This window comes from Planococcus sp. ISL-109 (assembly GCF_018613655.1).
In the GTDB taxonomy this organism is placed as follows: Bacteria; Bacillota; Bacilli; order Bacillales_A; family Planococcaceae; genus Planococcus.
In genome coordinates this window covers 675,936-690,807 of sequence record NZ_JAGGPW010000004.1, presented here as the reverse complement: position 1 = coordinate 690,807, position 14,872 = coordinate 675,936, and the positions used below count along the sequence as shown (strand labels likewise).

Here is a 14,872-nt window from a genome sequence, read left to right as displayed (position 1 = left end):
TTTTTTTGAGGGAAAACCGGTCATAGGCCGGTTTTTTCTTTTGACAACAAATCGCGGATTTCGACCAGCAACTGTTCTTTTTTGTCGAGCACTTCTGGTTCTTCTTCTGCAGGCACATCATTTTTGCGTTTCATTCGCGTAAACAGCCGGATTACTAAGAAAATGGAAAAGGCGATAATGAAAAAATCAATGACCGACTGGGTGAATACGCCGTACCGCAGTTCTGCACCGTTGAATGTATAGGCCCAATCCTCAACGCTAAAGCCGCCTAGCATAATGCCGACTGCTGGCATTATGATGTCCTCGACAAGTGATGTGATGATTTTTCCGAACGCTGTCCCGATGATGACCGCCACCGCCAAGTCGAGCACGTTGCCTTTTAATGCGAACTTCTTAAAGTCTTCCCACATGAATTTCCCTCCCTTCATTCCTCTAGTACATAGATTCCGCTGAAAAAGCTATTCTTCTGTCCTTTCCACTGTAAAGGTGGGCTGCAGCACTTCGGACAAAGAGGAAGGGCTATGGTAAACTGGAGCAAATAGATTTTTAGGTGTGAAACAATGAAACAGAAAAAACAAAAGACCAGCGCACTTGCTTTGAAGTTCGGCTGTTTGTTGGCACTGTTCCCAGCAGCCATCGTAGCCTTTACACTCGTGGCGATTTTTGCGTTTTCGCAATACGGCGATAGCGTTAAAGATACGGTCCAAAAAAGCCAGGACCGTGTATTTGAAGTTCCGTTCCCAGAAGAAAACATTGCGCTGTACCGCGAAGCAGCAGAAGTTTACGGAATACCGTGGACGCTTCTGGCAGCCCATCACCGCATCGAAACGAAATTCTCGACGATGGACCCTTTGCTGTCACCGGTCGGGGCCGAAGGGCATATGCAGTTTATGCCTTGCACATTTGTCGGTTGGAGCCATCCGACTTGTTCCGGTCTCGGGGAAGGGGACATTCCGGAAACAGAAAAGACCGACCCTGAAGTCATCGCACAACACGGGGGATACGGTGTGGATGCAAATGGCGACGGCATAGCAGATCCGTACAACTTAGAAGACGCCCTACACAGTGCAGCCAATTATTTGGCGCAAAATGGAGCAGCCGAAGGGGATTTGAAGCGTGCCATTTTACGCTATAACCATAGCGACCAATACGTCGAAGACATCCTTCACTATTACGAACGCTATGAAGAAGAATACAATAATTCATAATAAAAAACGAACGGACCAGGGTCCGTTCGTTTTTTATTATGTTGATTATGCGCGTTTGCGGCCTTTGTTCATTGATCCAAGGATCAAGCTTAGAACGAAGACGAAAACCAAAGCACCGATTAATGCTGGGATGATAGCGATGTCCCAAACAACTGGTCCCATGTCTCCTAAGAGCATGCCGCCGAGCCATGCACCGACGATACCTGCGATAATGTTACCGATTACTCCGCCCGGAATATCTTTCCCGAGGATTAGGCCAGCGACCCAGCCGATAATACCACCCATGATTAGATATAAAATGAATCCCATAATTTTTCCAGCTCCTTTTGAATGTTTTGTTATGGATAAGTGCTACACTCTAGGTATAACCACATTCAGGACTTTTAAAACATAGAACAGGAAAATTTATTGTACATCCGCACCTAGAACGGTCTCGAAATGGCGCAGTGCATAGCGGTGGCCCGCGTCATCAAAGCTGGCAACAGCTTTTTCACGGACCACGATATGGAATCCTTTATTATATGCATCCACAGCTGTATGAAGCACACAGATGTCTGTGCAGACACCGATAATGTGGACTTCTTCTATATTCCGTTCACGCAGCAAGAGTTCCAGGCGTGTCCCGGCAAATGCGCTATAGCGTGTTTTGTCCATCCAGACAATCCGGTCGTCGTGGCGCTCGTATACTTCCTGGAGCCGGCCGTATAATTTCCGCCCGGCCGTTCCGCGGATGTTGTGAGGGGGGAAGAGCTTGGTCTCGGGATGGTACGGGTCGTGTTCCTCGTGAAGATCGACCGGCATGACGACAAAATCACCGTTCCCGACAAATTGTTCGGTCAGTGAACAAATCGCTTGTTCAATAGCCTGGCCCGGTTCGCCGCAAGTGAGTGCGCCGTCTGGGGCTACAAAGTCCACTGTATAATCGACTACAAGCAATGCTTTTTTCATTTGATTCGCCTCCTGTTTTTTTCTATTTTAATTGATTGTTTCTTCCATGTTAACAGGTAAGGTGCTTTTTGGAGAGTGCGGGAAATGAGGAAGAGAAATAACTCTTGTAAATAGTCTGAACATTCAGTATAATATAAATAAAGAAAAGGGGTGTGCTCCATGGAATATGAAAATTATGAAAAGCTTAACAAACAAGGTGTTTGGTTTACAGTCATCCATACACTCATCATTTTCAGTTTCGCCTTCGATTTCGGTTTTCTTGCCTAATCGAGAAGGGGAGCGACACAACACAAACCCATTAATAATAATGAACGCACGAAAAGGATCCTAGCCATTGGCTAGGATCCTTTTCGTGCGTTCGGCTATTCTGCTTTTCGTTTCAGGCGCACGAGTGAATCTTTCAGGATGCGGGACGCGGAGTCGAGGGAGACTCCTAAGATTTCCTGGATTTCTTCCAAGTTTTTATGCTCGACCGCATACAGATAATGAACGTACGCAAAACGGATATCGCCGGAGCGCATGGGCATGCCGACGAATTCCGCAAGAGCTTCGGTATAATCGGACAACGACCCCATTTGAAAATTGGTGTATTGGTCTTTCACTTTTGAAGACAGCAAAAACGAGGTGCCGCGCATTTTGGCGCGTTCAATGCCTTGTTCCATGACGGCAATTTCTTGTTCATCAAAATGAAGTGTGCAGTGATAGCCATCTTTCTTTTCGACATCCAATTGCAGTCCGTTTTCGCCATCGACAAAATTATCGATATCGATCGCCACTATATCGCGAAGGCGCAGCCCACACAAATAGAAGACATATAATAGTTTGGCGTTGAGCGGCAGCTTGTCAGATTGCAGGACTTGTTGTTTTTTCTCGAGCAAGGACTCGTAATCGACGTCGATGTCATGCGGCTTCAAGTCCAGCTTGCGGCTGAATTTGAACTTCGGCATAAAGTCATTCGGGATCTTGCCGATTTGCCACATGTAATCGAACCAGCGCCGGATGTATATCAATTTGCGGTTCAAGGTGCTGTCTTTAATGCCGGCTTCTTTTTGTTCAAGAAGAAATTGTTGAATGTCGGAAGGGCGGATTTCATGCGGCTCCACCGATTTTTTATACGTTTTGCGCAAAAAGGCAAAAAGCGCACGGATCAGCTGCACTTCATGGACGACCGTGTTGGGGCTAATGCCATTATCCAATCTGTATTTTTCATAACCATATGGCATGGACATTCACCTCTCTAACTAGGTTTTAGTTAGTATACCATTTCCTAGGTACAAGGGAACGTACTTTCCCTTGTTGGCGTGTGCGACTGAATGGAAGTGAACCGGTTATTCATTCATAAGTACTAAACTACTTAAGGATATGTTTGAAAAAAAACCGCCTACAACAAGTCCGTGAAAACGCCAGAGAAAGAATGATTATCGACAAAGCGGGTATAAAGAAAGATAATGGGACAAGAAAGATAATGGGACAAGAAAGAGGTGCAGCAATTGCAAAATGAAGAAAACGCGAAAATAAGGCACGCCATCTTGAAAAAAGCCGAGGGGTTCGACGACGATGCGCTGAACGAAAAGCCTTCACAAGAAGAATGGTCTGCGATACAGATCCTTGATCACCTTCAAAAAATCGAAACGACGATTGCCGAAGGCGTCGCTCGAGCCATTGAAAAGAATCAGCAGAAAAAAGCGGTCAAAAAGCCTATCCAATTGTCCGTCAGCCGCAAAGTGAAAGTCGATGCCCCGAAGCACACAGTACCGGAAGACAGCTACTTCACTTTAGAGGAAATGAAGGAGAGATTGAACGCATCGAGAAATCGCTTGTATGAAGTTTTCACCGCGGCAGACGACGAAACGCTGCGGAACAATTCCATGCCGCATCCTGTATTCGGCGATGTGCCGCTCGTGCAATGGTTCCCGTTTATCGGCTATCACGAAAAACGCCATCTGTCTCAATTAGAAGAGACCTTAAGAAAAGTCAATGAGAAAAAGGAATAGTCATTCGGAAAACTTATCGCAATGCATAATTTTAATGTAATTTACTTATGCACTATGTTTCGGTATGATGGAAGAGGAGAAAAGACGCGGTAAAACGCCTTTTCAGTAGATTTAAAGGAGGAACACGATTATGGCAAAGAGCAGTTTGCACAACAGCCGCACATCCTTCGAGCTAAACGGCAAGACGTATAATTATTATCGTCTCGCTGCACTCGAAGAAGCGGGGATCGCGAAAGTATCTCGCCTTCCGTATTCTGTAAAAGTACTTTTGGAATCCGTATTGCGTCAGCACGACGGATATGTCATCAAAGACGAGCACGTAGAAGAATTAGCAAAATGGGGCAAAGATGCCAACAAAGAAGCAGAAGTTCCATTCAAGCCTTCACGCGTAATCCTTCAAGACTTCACCGGTGTACCGGTTGTTGTTGACTTGGCTTCACTCCGTTCAGCTATGGCTGAAATGGGCGGCGACCCGGACAAAATCAACCCGGAAATTCCAGTTGATTTGGTCATTGACCACTCGGTACAAGTTGACCGTTACGGCAACGAAGATGCGCTGCGCGCGAACATGGAGCTCGAGTTCGAACGCAACGCTGAACGTTACCAGTTCCTAAGCTGGGCTCAAAAAGCCTACGATAACTACCGTGCAGTCCCACCAGCTACAGGGATCGTTCACCAAGTTAACCTTGAGTATTTGGCGAATGTCGTTCACGCTGTACCAAACGAAGACGGCACATTCGAAGCATTCCCGGATACGCTTGTCGGAACTGACTCCCACACGACGATGATCAACGGAATCGGCGTTCTTGGATGGGGCGTTGGCGGCATTGAAGCAGAAGCTGGTATGCTTGGCCAACCTTCATACTTCCCAATTCCGGAAGTTATTGGCGTTAAAATGACCGGTGAACTGCCAAACGGCGCGACTGCGACGGATTTGGCGCTTAAAGTTACCGAAACATTGCGCAAAAAAGGTGTTGTCGGCAAATTCGTCGAGTTCTTCGGGCCTGGCGTTACGACATTGCCGCTTGCTGACCGTGCGACAATCGCCAACATGGCACCTGAATACGGCGCAACTTGCGGATTCTTCCCGGTAGATGAGGAAGCACTCAACTACATGCGTTTGACAGCACGCTCAGAAGAGCAAATCGCTGTAACGAAAGAATACTTGAAAGCGAACGATATGTTCTTCACAGTCGAAAACGAAGAGCCGATCTACACAGACCTCGTCGAAATCGACTTGACGGACATCGAACCAAACTTGGCCGGACCAAAACGTCCACAAGATTTGATCCCACTTTCTCAAATGAAGAAAGAATTCAACACAGCGGTCACAGCTGCAGAAGGCCCGCATGGTTTCGCGTTGGATGAGAAGGAAATCAACAAAACTGCGACCGTCAAATTCAACGACGGCAAAACAGCGGAAATGAAAACAGGCGCTTTGGCGATTGCTGCGATCACTTCTTGCACAAACACGTCGAACCCGTACGTTATGCTCGGCGCTGGACTGGTAGCGAAAAAAGCTGTTGAATTAGGCTTGACGCCGCCGCCATACGTGAAAACGTCATTGGCACCAGGTTCAAAAGTCGTTACCGGCTATTTGAGCGATTCCGGTCTTCTTGAGTACATGAACCAAATCGGCTTTAACTTGGTCGGCTACGGCTGTACGACATGTATCGGTAACTCCGGCCCGCTTCTTCCTGAAATCGAAGAAGCAATCGTTGAAAACGATCTGCTCGTTTCTTCTGTACTGTCCGGCAACCGGAACTTTGAAGGGCGCATCCACCCGCTTGTGAAAGCAAACTACTTGGCATCTCCAATGCTCGTTGTCGCTTATGCACTTGCTGGTACTGTGGACATCGACTTTGAAATAGATCCAATCGGGCAAGACAAAGAAGGCAACGATGTATTCTTCAAAGATATCTGGCCTTCTACTGAAGAAGTGAAAGCTGTTGTTGCTAGCACGGTTACACCTGAATTGTTCCGCAAAGAATATGAGCATGTCTTCACTGAAAACGATGCTTGGAATGCGATCGAGACAAATGACGATGCGTTGTACGCGTTTGATGAGTCTTCTACGTATATCCAAAACCCACCGTTCTTCACAGGACTGTCGAAAGAACCGGCACCGATCCAGCCGCTTTCTGGCCTTCGTGTCATGGCGAAATTCGCTGATTCGATCACGACTGACCACATTTCACCGGCAGGCGCAATCGGTAAAGATACACCAGCTGGCTTGTACTTGCGCGAAAACGGCGTTGAGCCACGCAACTTCAACTCTTACGGTTCACGTCGTGGTAACCACGAAGTGATGATGCGCGGTACGTTTGCGAACATCCGCATCCGTAACCAAGTCGCACCAGGCACAACTGGTGGATTCACGACATTCTGGCCGACTGGCGAAATCATGCCGATCTATGATGCATGCATGAAGTATCAAGAGCAAGGCACTGGCCTCGTTGTTCTGGCTGGTAAAGATTACGGCATGGGCTCTTCCCGTGACTGGGCTGCCAAAGGAACATTCCTTCTCGGCGTCAAAACAGTCATCGCGGAAAGCTATGAGCGTATTCACCGCTCGAACCTTGTGATGATGGGCGTCTTGCCGCTTCAATTCGTCAACGGCGAAAGCGCTGAATCTCTTGGTCTTACAGGCCATGAAACCATCAGCGTCAACTTGACTGACGATGTGAAACCGCGCGACGTACTGACTGTCACAGCAACTGCTGAAGACGGCAAAGTAACGGAATTCAAAGTCCTTGCCCGCTTCGATTCTGAAGTGGAAGTCGACTATTTCCGTCACGGCGGCATCCTGCAAATGGTGCTCCGTAACAAATTGCTAGAAGTATAAAGAGAAAGGCTGCCTCCGGGCGGCCTTTTTTTATGCCAAAAAAAGCACAAGCTCCAGGAGCCTGTGCTTTTTGATTGAAAGAAATGTCCTGTATACTAGAGGAGAGGTGAGGAACATGTACATAAGTGAAAAAGAAATTGAAATCCGCTATGCGGAAACCGACCAGATGGGCGTCGTCTATCACGCCAATTATCTCATCTGGCTCGAGATCGGCCGTACGCAATTGATTGAGGATCTCGGATTTACTTACGCCGGGATGGAATCGCAAGGGTTTTTATCGCCAGTAACCGATATCTCCATACAATACAAAGCTGCACTCCGCTACGGGACAAAAGCAATCGTCAAGACCTGGGTGGAGTCGCACGGCCGCCTGCGGACGACTTATGGCTACGAGGTGCTTCACGAAGACGGAACGCTCGCCGCCAAAGCGACTTCCGAGCACGTTGTCGTGAAAAAAGAAACGTTCCGTCCGGTGCCGCTCGCCAAAGTCGATCCGGCATGGGACGCAAAATACAAAGAAGTGGTGAGGGGGGCGGGCAAGAATGGCGTTCGGAATCCAACGACCTGAGCTGGAACGCTGGAAGCACGATGTGACAAATGGCCAAATTTCGTTTTTGACGCATTACTGGGTCGACCATCGCTTTCCGGGCTGCACGACGGTGACCAAAGTCGGCTGTTGCGACATCGACAAATTGGTCGACTGGGGCAGCCGCTATGGCCTGCAGCGCGAATGGCTTGATCTGCGGAATGACTACCCGCATTTTGACTTATTCGGCACAAGACAAGCCGAAATCCTAAAAGCAGAAGGGCGGCTCGATCAACTGAATAAGCTGGTTAATACCATAGGTGATTAGGATGAATAAAAAAGAAGCGTGACGCAATTTAGCGTCATGCTTCTTTTTGTCCGTATGAATAACTCAATTCATCCAGTGTGTCATCCACTGTGACGTGGAGATCATGTTCATCGAAATACCAGTGATCCGCTTCTTCTATAAAATAGAGCACATCGTCCTGTTCGTGGCGGACAGTCGCTTCATACGGTCTGTCTTTCGTGACGCCGAGCGAAAAGCCGGGCTGCAATCCGGAACCCCCGTAGCGGACAAAAAACCGCACCGCTTCTCCTGGTTCAACTTCCATTTCTTCGCGGAACCAATCCATTGCATCCTTGCTTAAATGGATCTTCATACAAACACGTCCTTTCGGTGTCTACCACTTGATCTTCGGTTCGGTGCCCGCGCGAATTCTCGCGATATTCGCACGGTGACGGTAAATGATGAACGTAGCGAGCGTAAGTATCACGGCCAAGAACAGGTAATCTTCGGTATAGAAGGTATAGATGATCGTATAAATGACCGACACTACCGCTAGAATGATCGACGACAATGACACCATTTTGGTGATTTTCAAGGCGATCAACAAGACGGCAACGGCGAGTAAAAACAGCGGCCATTGGTACCCCAACAGAATGCCGCCGGACGTGGCGACCGCTTTGCCCCCTTTAAAGCGGGCGAATACTGGAAACATATGGCCGATAACGGCGACAACCCCTAAAATGAGCGGGTGGACGTCCGTTGTGATGATCAGCGGCAGCAGTGTAGCAGCGGTGCCTTTTAAAATATCCAGCACGGTGACGATCAAGCCGGCTTTCGGCCCGAGTACGCGAAACGTATTGGTAGCCCCGAGGTTGCCGCTTCCTTTGGTCCGGACATCGGTGTTGTAAAACAGTTTTCCGATCCATAACGCAGAAGGGATGGATCCGAGTAGATAAGCGATAATGAGTGGAAGAAAAATATCCATGGCTGACTCCTTTGTGGGTGCAGGTTTCTTTTCTACAGTTTACCATGAGCCTTGAGACAGAAACAATAGATGGCGGATTATTCAACAAACGTGCGCGTTTCATGTATGATAGACTAAAAGGACAGGTGATTTTGTTGAAAAACCCAGACCGCACAGAAATCAAAGAAGTGCTAGACAATGCCAAAACCATTGCTGTGGTCGGACTGAGCCCGAATCCGATGCGCACGTCCTATATGGTATCAAAAGCGATGCAAGATGCAGGCTACCGCATTATCCCGGTCAATCCGCAGACGGATAGAGTGCTTGGCGAGAAAAGCTATGCCACGCTTCAGGACATCCCGGAACCGGTCGACATCGTCAATGTGTTTCGCCGCAGCGAATTTTTGCCCGGTCTTGCAGAAAATTTTCTCAAGGTCGATGCTCCGGTATTTTGGACGCAGCTCAATGTGGTGGATGAAGCAGTGTTCAACCGCCTTACAGAAGCAGGCTATACGGTAATCATGGACCGTTGCATCAAAGTCGAACATGCCATCTTGAAATAGCAGGTTTCACGAAGGGCGCCTAGCGCTCTTTTTCTATGAACATTGACAGGAACGGCACAAATGGCATACGATTAAAAGAAGAGAGTATACGAACAAATGTTTGCTGGAGGGAAATAGATGGCTAAAACGAACAGCACGGCATACAACGAAGAGGCAATCCAAGTTCTAGAAGGGCTGGATGCTGTACGAAAACGTCCGGGGATGTATATCGGTTCGACCGATACCCGAGGGCTTCATCATTTGGTCTACGAAATCGTCGACAACTCGGTCGATGAAGCACTAGCCGGATTTGGTGACCGCATTACGGTGATCATCCACAAAGACAATAGCATCAGCGTCCGCGACTTCGGCCGCGGCATGCCGACGGGAATGCACAGAAGTGGCAAACCGACTCCGGAAGTTATTTTGACGGTGCTCCATGCTGGCGGTAAATTCGGCCAAGGCGGCTATAAGACAAGCGGCGGGCTTCACGGCGTCGGCGCATCTGTCGTCAATGCCTTATCGAGCTTTTTGGAAGTGACGATCCACCGCGATGGCCGCAAATACCGCCAGCGTTTTGAAAACGGTGGTAAACCTGCCACCACGTTAGAAGAAATCGGCAAAACGAAGGAAACTGGCACGTTGATCCATTTCCTGCCCGATGAAACGATTTTTTCCATTTCGAAATACAATTACGATACGCTAAGCGAGCGCTTGCGCGAATCGGCGTTTCTCATGAAAGGCACGACAATCGAATTGCTCGACGAGCGCACCGACACGAGCGAAAGCTTTTACTACGAAACGGGCATTGAAGCGTTCGTCGAATACTTGAACGAAGAAAAAGACGTGCTGCATAAGGTCGCCTATATGGAAGGGCAAAGCGACAGCTTGGAAGTGGAATTCGCGTTCCAGTTCAATGACGGCTATTCCGAAACCATCCTGTCGTTCGTCAACAATGTCCGAACGCGCGACGGCGGTACGCATGAAACCGGCGCCAAAGCCGCGATGACCCGTGTGTTCAACGATTACGCACGAAAAATCAATCTCTTAAAAGACAAAGATAAAAACCTTGAAGGCTCCGACATACGGGAAGGTTTAGCTGCGATCGTTTCCGTGCGCATTCCGGAAGCTTTGCTGCAGTTTGAAGGGCAGACGAAAAGCAAGCTCGGCACAAGCATAGCCCGCAGTGCCGTCGATGCGGTCATCTCCCAGCAGTTGATGTATTTCCTCGAGGAAAACGCAGAACATAGCGCATCCCTCGTCCGAAAAGCAATCCGTGCGTCACAGGCGCGCCTCGCCGCACGAAAAGCGCGGGAAGATGCGCGCAACGGCAAAAAACGCAAAAAATCCGATTCACTGCTGTCCGGAAAACTGACGCCGGCACAGTCGCGCAACGCCAAAAAGAACGAATTGTATTTGGTCGAGGGCGACTCAGCGGGCGGTTCGGCGAAACAAGGCCGCGACCGGACGTTCCAGGCGATTTTGCCGCTGCGCGGGAAAGTCGTCAACACCGAAAAAGCGAAACTCGAAGATATAATGAAAAATGAAGAAATCGCAACGATCATCCATGCCATCGGCGGCGGGGTGTCATCGGATTTCTCTGTGGCCGATATCGCCTACAACAAAGTCATCATCATGACCGATGCCGATACCGACGGCGCACACATCCAAGTGCTGCTGCTGACGTTTTTCTACCGCTACATGAAACCACTCATCGAAGCGGGCAAAGTGTTCATTGCACTTCCGCCGCTCTACAAAGTATCCAAGGGCGTAGGCAAAAAAGAAGTTGTCGATTATGCGTGGACTGAAGCGGACCTGGATGCATCGATCAAAAAAGTCGGCAAAGGATATATGCTCCAGCGCTACAAAGGTCTCGGGGAAATGAACGCCGACCAATTATGGGAGACGACCATGAACCCGGAATCGCGCACCTTGATCCGCGTCATGATCGAAGACGGGGCGCGCGCCGAACGCCGCATCACGACATTGATGGGCGATAAAGTCGAACCGCGCCGCAGATGGATCGAAAACAACGTCGACTTCGGATTAGAGGACGACAGCAACATCTTAGAAAATGATTTGATTCACGCTGAGGAGGAACTCGTATGACACAAACCGAACGTTTCCAGGATCTGCCCTTAGAAGAAGTCATCGGCGATCGGTTTGGCCGCTACAGCAAATACATCATCCAAGACCGTGCCTTGCCGGATGCCCGCGACGGATTGAAACCTGTCCAGCGCCGGATTTTGTATGCAATGTACCACGAAGGCAACACCAACGATAAAGCGTTCCGCAAATCCGCCAAAACGGTCGGGAACGTCATCGGCAACTATCACCCGCACGGCGATAGCTCCGTTTACGAAGCAATGGTACGGCTCAGCCAAGACTGGAAAGTCCGCCACATGCTCGTGGAAATGCACGGTAATAACGGTTCGATGGACGGGGATTCTCCAGCTGCGATGCGTTATACGGAAGCGCGGCTGTCCGCAATTTCCGGTGAACTGCTGCGCGATATCGAGAAACGCACCGTCGAATTCATTCCGAATTTCGACGACGCGGATGTTGAGCCGACGGTCCTGCCGGCGCGTTTCCCGAATTTGCTCGTCAACGGTTCAACTGGAATTTCAGCGGGTTACGCGACCGATATTCCGCCGCATGCTTTGCACGAAGCACTCGATGCGGTACTCATGCGCATCGATAAGCCGGATGCGTCGATTGATGAACTGATGACCGTTTTAAAAGGGCCGGATTTTCCGACCGGCGGCATCATCCAAGGCGTCGATGGCATACGAAAAGCATACGAAACCGGACGTGGCAAAATCGCCGTCCGTTCAAAAGCAGCAGTAGAGCCGTTAAAAGGCGGCAAGGAACAAATCGTCGTTACGGAAATTCCGTTCGAAGTGAACAAAGCGAGCCTCATCAAGAAAATTGACGATCACCGCTTTGACCGCAAACTTGAGGGCATTTCCGAAGTACGCGATGAATCTGACCGAACCGGCCTGCGCATCGTCATCGAGCTGAAAAAAGAAGTACAGGCAGCCGGCATCCTGAATTATTTGTATAAAAACACCGATCTCCAAATCAGCTACAACTTCAATATGGTGGCGATTTACCGCCGCCGTCCGACGATGATGACCTTGCCGACGATGCTCGATGCTTATATCGAACACCAGAAGGAAGTCGTGACGAAACGCTCGGAGTTTGACCTGCAAAAAGCGAGCGACCGGATGCACATTGTCGAAGGCTTGATCAAAGCCTTATCGATTCTCGATAAAGTGATCAAAACGATCCGCGCGTCGAAAGACAAGCGGGATGCCAAAAACAATTTGATCGAGAAATTCGGGTTTTCCGAGCCGCAAGCAGAAGCAATCGTCTCCTTGCAGCTCTACCGCCTTACGAATACCGACATTTCCGAACTGCAAAAAGAAGAAGAAGAACTGCGGAAACGCATCGCAGAACTGACGGGCATTTTGACGAGTGCCACGAAACTGAAAAACATCATCAAAAAAGAGTTACAGGACATACGCAAGCAATTTGCGGAACCGCGCCGCTCTGAAATTGAAGAAAAGATCGAGGAATTGACTATCACGCGCGAAATCATGATTCCAAGCGAAGAAGTAATTGTCACCGTAACGAAAGAGGGCTACGTAAAGCGGACCAGCACCCGCTCCCATGCCGCATCGAATGGCAAAGATTTCGCCATGAAAAACAGCGATCATCTGTTGTTTGAAGGCACTCTCAATACGCAGCATACCGTGTTGATCTTCACTTCCGGCGGCAATTTCGTGTTCCAACCGGTCAATGAATTGCCGGACATCAAGTGGAAAGACCTCGGCCAGCATTTATCGAGCGTCGTCACCTTGGATTCGAAGGAATCGGTCATCGCAGTGTTTCCATTTGAAGACTTCGACCAGGAGGCAACCATTCTAACGGTGTCGAAATTCGGCCAAGTCAAGCGTTCGGCGCTCAAAGACTACCACGTGCAGCGTTACTCACGGGCGATTAAGACGATGAACTTGAAAAAAGACGACGAAATGATCTTTGTAGGGCTTGCAACAACCGAAACCGAGCTGTTTTTGGCTACTCAAATGGCATATGGCGTCCGTTTTCCACTCGATGAAGTACCAATCACCGGACTTCGCACCGCCGGCGTCAAAGGGCTCAACTTAAAAGACGGGGATGAAACAGTCTCTGCCGTCATGCTCGACCCGAACATTTCGCAAGACCTCGTCTTAACCACACAACGCGGGGCTGCAAAGAAAATGAAACTCACTGAATTCGAAAGCGGCAGCCGGGCCAAACGCGGCGTCATCATGCTGCGTGAATTGAAATCCAATCCCCACCGCGTCGTCGCCGTACTCGGCACGACCGGCAAGGATGAAATTATGCTCGAAACGGCAAAAGGCTTGCGCATTTCGATTGCGCCGGGCCGCCTGAAAGCTGTCGATCGCTACTCCAATGGTTCGTTTATTGCCGACGAGTCATCGGACGGTGAAGTGATCGCAGCTCACCGCATTCCAAAAAAACAGTAATTCTAAAAGACGCTGAATGAGTAATTCATTCAGCGTCTTTTTTTTTGGAATCACCGTTATTGACTAGCGAATCCTTGTCACTTTTAGATAAATAAACAAATGAATAAATATTGGAGAATTTCAAAACCCTAGTTATTTATGAATAATAAGATTGAATAGAGAATTAAACACAGCTCCTGTTTTTGCAATTGCTATTCAAATGTCAAAAAGAAGAAAAACAAAAACAATTGAACACAATATTCCGAGAATCCTTCAATAGAAGAACAAAATCCACTGAATGGGCAGGAACAGGCTGCATATATGTCAAAGAGGAACAGAGAGGTGCTGCAAGCTGGTATTTAAGGATGATCCTCTATAGGACAGGAGGCACGTTTATGACCACCATACTCGAAACGGAGCGGCTGTTGTTAAAGCCGTATAAAGACCATATGGCGGAAGCCGTCTATGAAGTCGTCCGCCAAAAAGAAATCGCGGATATGATGCTGATGATTCCACATCCGTATCCACGCAAACAAGTTGACGGCTGGCTTGCCTATTTGCAGAAAAGCTTTGAACTCGGGAGTGCTTATGAATACGCCGTTTTTACGAAAGAGGAACCGTCGCGCTATATCGGCAATTGCGGCTTGGTGAACATTTCCCAAACCCATCAGTCGGGGGAAATCGGCTATTTTATCGATTCTGCGGAATGGGGAAAAGGCTATGCGACCGAAGCTTGCCGGAAACTAGTGGAAATCGCCTTTACGCAACATGGGCTGAACCGCCTATTCGGCCGCTGCCTGGTACGGAACCCGGCGTCTCGAAACGTCCTGCAGAAGGCCGGCATGGCTTTTGAAGGGCGGTTCAAGCAGGAGTTCCGGATGAACGGCGTCTATGAAGACACCGATTATTTGGCGATTCTGGCAATCGACTACGAGCACACGGCGTCCGTGGAATAATCTGTGCCGCTTTTTGCCCGGTATGACAGCCGCTCAAGCGTAAATGAAGACACACGAGAGGAAAGAGTGGCAAAAAACTTGTCCTATAACAC

General features: G+C 48.9%; 15 protein-coding genes. 9 read left to right on the top strand and 6 right to left on the bottom strand.

All coding sequences use genetic code 11. The features are described 5' to 3' along the window. Positions 1–20 precede the first annotated feature (20 nt). Positions 21–410: a large conductance mechanosensitive channel protein MscL gene (gene mscL / locus J7E21_RS05270; RefSeq protein ID WP_215105399.1), complete on the bottom strand. Its 390-nt coding sequence runs from the start codon at positions 408–410 to the stop codon at positions 21–23. Between the two features lie 150 nt (positions 411–560). Between mscL and J7E21_RS05265 the strand changes: the two genes are divergently transcribed. Beyond that, positions 561–1,208, top strand: a complete 648-nt coding sequence (locus J7E21_RS05265) for a lytic transglycosylase domain-containing protein (RefSeq protein WP_215105397.1) — start codon at positions 561–563, stop codon at positions 1,206–1,208. Between the two features lie 45 nt (positions 1,209–1,253). Here the strand turns inward: J7E21_RS05265 and J7E21_RS05260 are convergent, their stop codons facing one another. The 3 genes from J7E21_RS05260 to J7E21_RS05250 form a co-directional block, all read right to left on the bottom strand. Beyond that, positions 1,254–1,517: a GlsB/YeaQ/YmgE family stress response membrane protein gene (locus J7E21_RS05260; RefSeq protein WP_215105395.1), complete on the bottom strand. Its 264-nt coding sequence runs from the start codon at positions 1,515–1,517 to the stop codon at positions 1,254–1,256. A gap of 96 nt (positions 1,518–1,613) precedes the next feature. Next, on the bottom strand, positions 1,614–2,156 hold the full coding sequence (locus tag J7E21_RS05255) for a cysteine hydrolase family protein (protein WP_215105393.1): 543 nt from the start codon (positions 2,154–2,156) through the stop codon (positions 1,614–1,616). 362 nt (positions 2,157–2,518) lie between these two features. Then, positions 2,519–3,379, bottom strand: coding sequence for a tyrosine-type recombinase/integrase (locus tag J7E21_RS05250; protein ID WP_215105391.1), 861 nt, complete (start codon positions 3,377–3,379; stop codon positions 2,519–2,521). A gap of 267 nt (positions 3,380–3,646) precedes the next feature. Between J7E21_RS05250 and J7E21_RS05245 the strand changes: the two genes are divergently transcribed. From J7E21_RS05245 to J7E21_RS05230, 4 genes are all read left to right on the top strand, one after another. Next, positions 3,647–4,150, top strand: a complete 504-nt coding sequence (locus J7E21_RS05245; protein ID WP_215105389.1) for a DinB family protein — start codon at positions 3,647–3,649, stop codon at positions 4,148–4,150. Positions 4,151–4,280: 130 nt separating this feature from the next. Then, entirely contained in the window at positions 4,281–6,995 is a 2,715-nt protein-coding gene (gene acnA / locus J7E21_RS05240) for an aconitate hydratase AcnA (protein ID WP_215105387.1), read from the top strand. A gap of 115 nt (positions 6,996–7,110) precedes the next feature. Next, positions 7,111–7,563, top strand: a complete 453-nt coding sequence (locus J7E21_RS05235) for an acyl-CoA thioesterase (protein WP_215105385.1) — start codon at positions 7,111–7,113, stop codon at positions 7,561–7,563. Further along, the gene (locus J7E21_RS05230; RefSeq protein WP_215105383.1) at positions 7,538–7,849 is read left to right on the top strand and encodes a hypothetical protein; all 312 of its coding nucleotides are present in this window, start codon (positions 7,538–7,540) and stop codon (positions 7,847–7,849) included. Before J7E21_RS05235 ends, J7E21_RS05230 begins: the two co-directional genes overlap by 26 nt. Positions 7,850–7,883: 34 nt before the next feature. On the opposite strand, the gene J7E21_RS05225 is transcribed toward J7E21_RS05230, so the two are convergent. Further along, positions 7,884–8,180 carry a HesB/YadR/YfhF family protein gene (locus J7E21_RS05225; RefSeq protein ID WP_215105382.1) on the bottom strand — a complete coding sequence of 99 codons (297 nt, stop codon included), beginning with the start codon at positions 8,178–8,180 and terminating at the stop codon, positions 7,884–7,886. Positions 8,181–8,201: 21 nt separating this feature from the next. Then, entirely contained in the window at positions 8,202–8,792 is a 591-nt protein-coding gene (gene plsY, locus J7E21_RS05220; protein ID WP_215105381.1) for a glycerol-3-phosphate 1-O-acyltransferase PlsY, read from the bottom strand. Between the two features lie 101 nt (positions 8,793–8,893). Between plsY and J7E21_RS05215 the strand changes: the two genes are divergently transcribed. The 4 genes from J7E21_RS05215 (at position 8,894) to J7E21_RS05200 (ending at position 14,780) form a co-directional block, all read left to right on the top strand. After that, positions 8,894–9,334, top strand: a complete 441-nt coding sequence (locus J7E21_RS05215; RefSeq protein WP_251047790.1) for a CoA-binding protein — start codon at positions 8,894–8,896, stop codon at positions 9,332–9,334. 117 nt (positions 9,335–9,451) lie between these two features. Next, the gene (gene parE / locus J7E21_RS05210) at positions 9,452–11,422 is read left to right on the top strand and encodes a DNA topoisomerase IV subunit B (protein ID WP_215105380.1); all 1,971 of its coding nucleotides are present in this window, start codon (positions 9,452–9,454) and stop codon (positions 11,420–11,422) included. Next, positions 11,419–13,845 (top strand): DNA topoisomerase IV subunit A, encoded by a 2,427-nt coding sequence (parC, locus tag J7E21_RS05205; RefSeq protein ID WP_215105379.1) that lies wholly within the window; start codon positions 11,419–11,421, stop codon positions 13,843–13,845. Before parE ends, parC begins: the two co-directional genes overlap by 4 nt. A gap of 374 nt (positions 13,846–14,219) precedes the next feature. After that, positions 14,220–14,780: a GNAT family N-acetyltransferase gene (locus J7E21_RS05200; RefSeq protein ID WP_215105378.1), complete on the top strand. Its 561-nt coding sequence runs from the start codon at positions 14,220–14,222 to the stop codon at positions 14,778–14,780. Positions 14,781–14,872: the final 92 nt, after the last annotated feature.

Bases quoted from the DNA above. Each gene is read 5' to 3' on its own strand.
- mscL (WP_215105399.1), bottom strand. From the start codon at position 410: ATGTGGGAAGACTTTAAGAAGTTCGCATTAAAAGGCAACGTGCTCGAC.
- J7E21_RS05265 (WP_215105397.1), top strand. From the start codon at position 561: ATGAAACAGAAAAAACAAAAGACCAGCGCACTTGCTTTGAAGTTCGGC.
- J7E21_RS05260 (WP_215105395.1), bottom strand. From the start codon at position 1,517: ATGGGATTCATTTTATATCTAATCATGGGTGGTATTATCGGCTGGGTC.
- J7E21_RS05255 (WP_215105393.1), bottom strand. From the start codon at position 2,156: ATGAAAAAAGCATTGCTTGTAGTCGATTATACAGTGGACTTTGTAGCC.
- J7E21_RS05250 (WP_215105391.1), bottom strand. From the start codon at position 3,379: ATGCCATATGGTTATGAAAAATACAGATTGGATAATGGCATTAGCCCC.
- acnA (WP_215105387.1), top strand. From the start codon at position 4,281: ATGGCAAAGAGCAGTTTGCACAACAGCCGCACATCCTTCGAGCTAAAC.
- J7E21_RS05235 (WP_215105385.1), top strand. From the start codon at position 7,111: ATGTACATAAGTGAAAAAGAAATTGAAATCCGCTATGCGGAAACCGAC.
- J7E21_RS05230 (WP_215105383.1), top strand. From the start codon at position 7,538: ATGGCGTTCGGAATCCAACGACCTGAGCTGGAACGCTGGAAGCACGAT.
- J7E21_RS05225 (WP_215105382.1), bottom strand. From the start codon at position 8,180: ATGAAGATCCATTTAAGCAAGGATGCAATGGATTGGTTCCGCGAAGAA.
- plsY (WP_215105381.1), bottom strand. From the start codon at position 8,792: ATGGATATTTTTCTTCCACTCATTATCGCTTATCTACTCGGATCCATC.
- J7E21_RS05215 (WP_251047790.1), top strand. From the start codon at position 8,894: ATGTATGATAGACTAAAAGGACAGGTGATTTTGTTGAAAAACCCAGAC.
- parE (WP_215105380.1), top strand. From the start codon at position 9,452: ATGGCTAAAACGAACAGCACGGCATACAACGAAGAGGCAATCCAAGTT.
- parC (WP_215105379.1), top strand. From the start codon at position 11,419: ATGACACAAACCGAACGTTTCCAGGATCTGCCCTTAGAAGAAGTCATC.
- J7E21_RS05200 (WP_215105378.1), top strand. From the start codon at position 14,220: ATGACCACCATACTCGAAACGGAGCGGCTGTTGTTAAAGCCGTATAAA.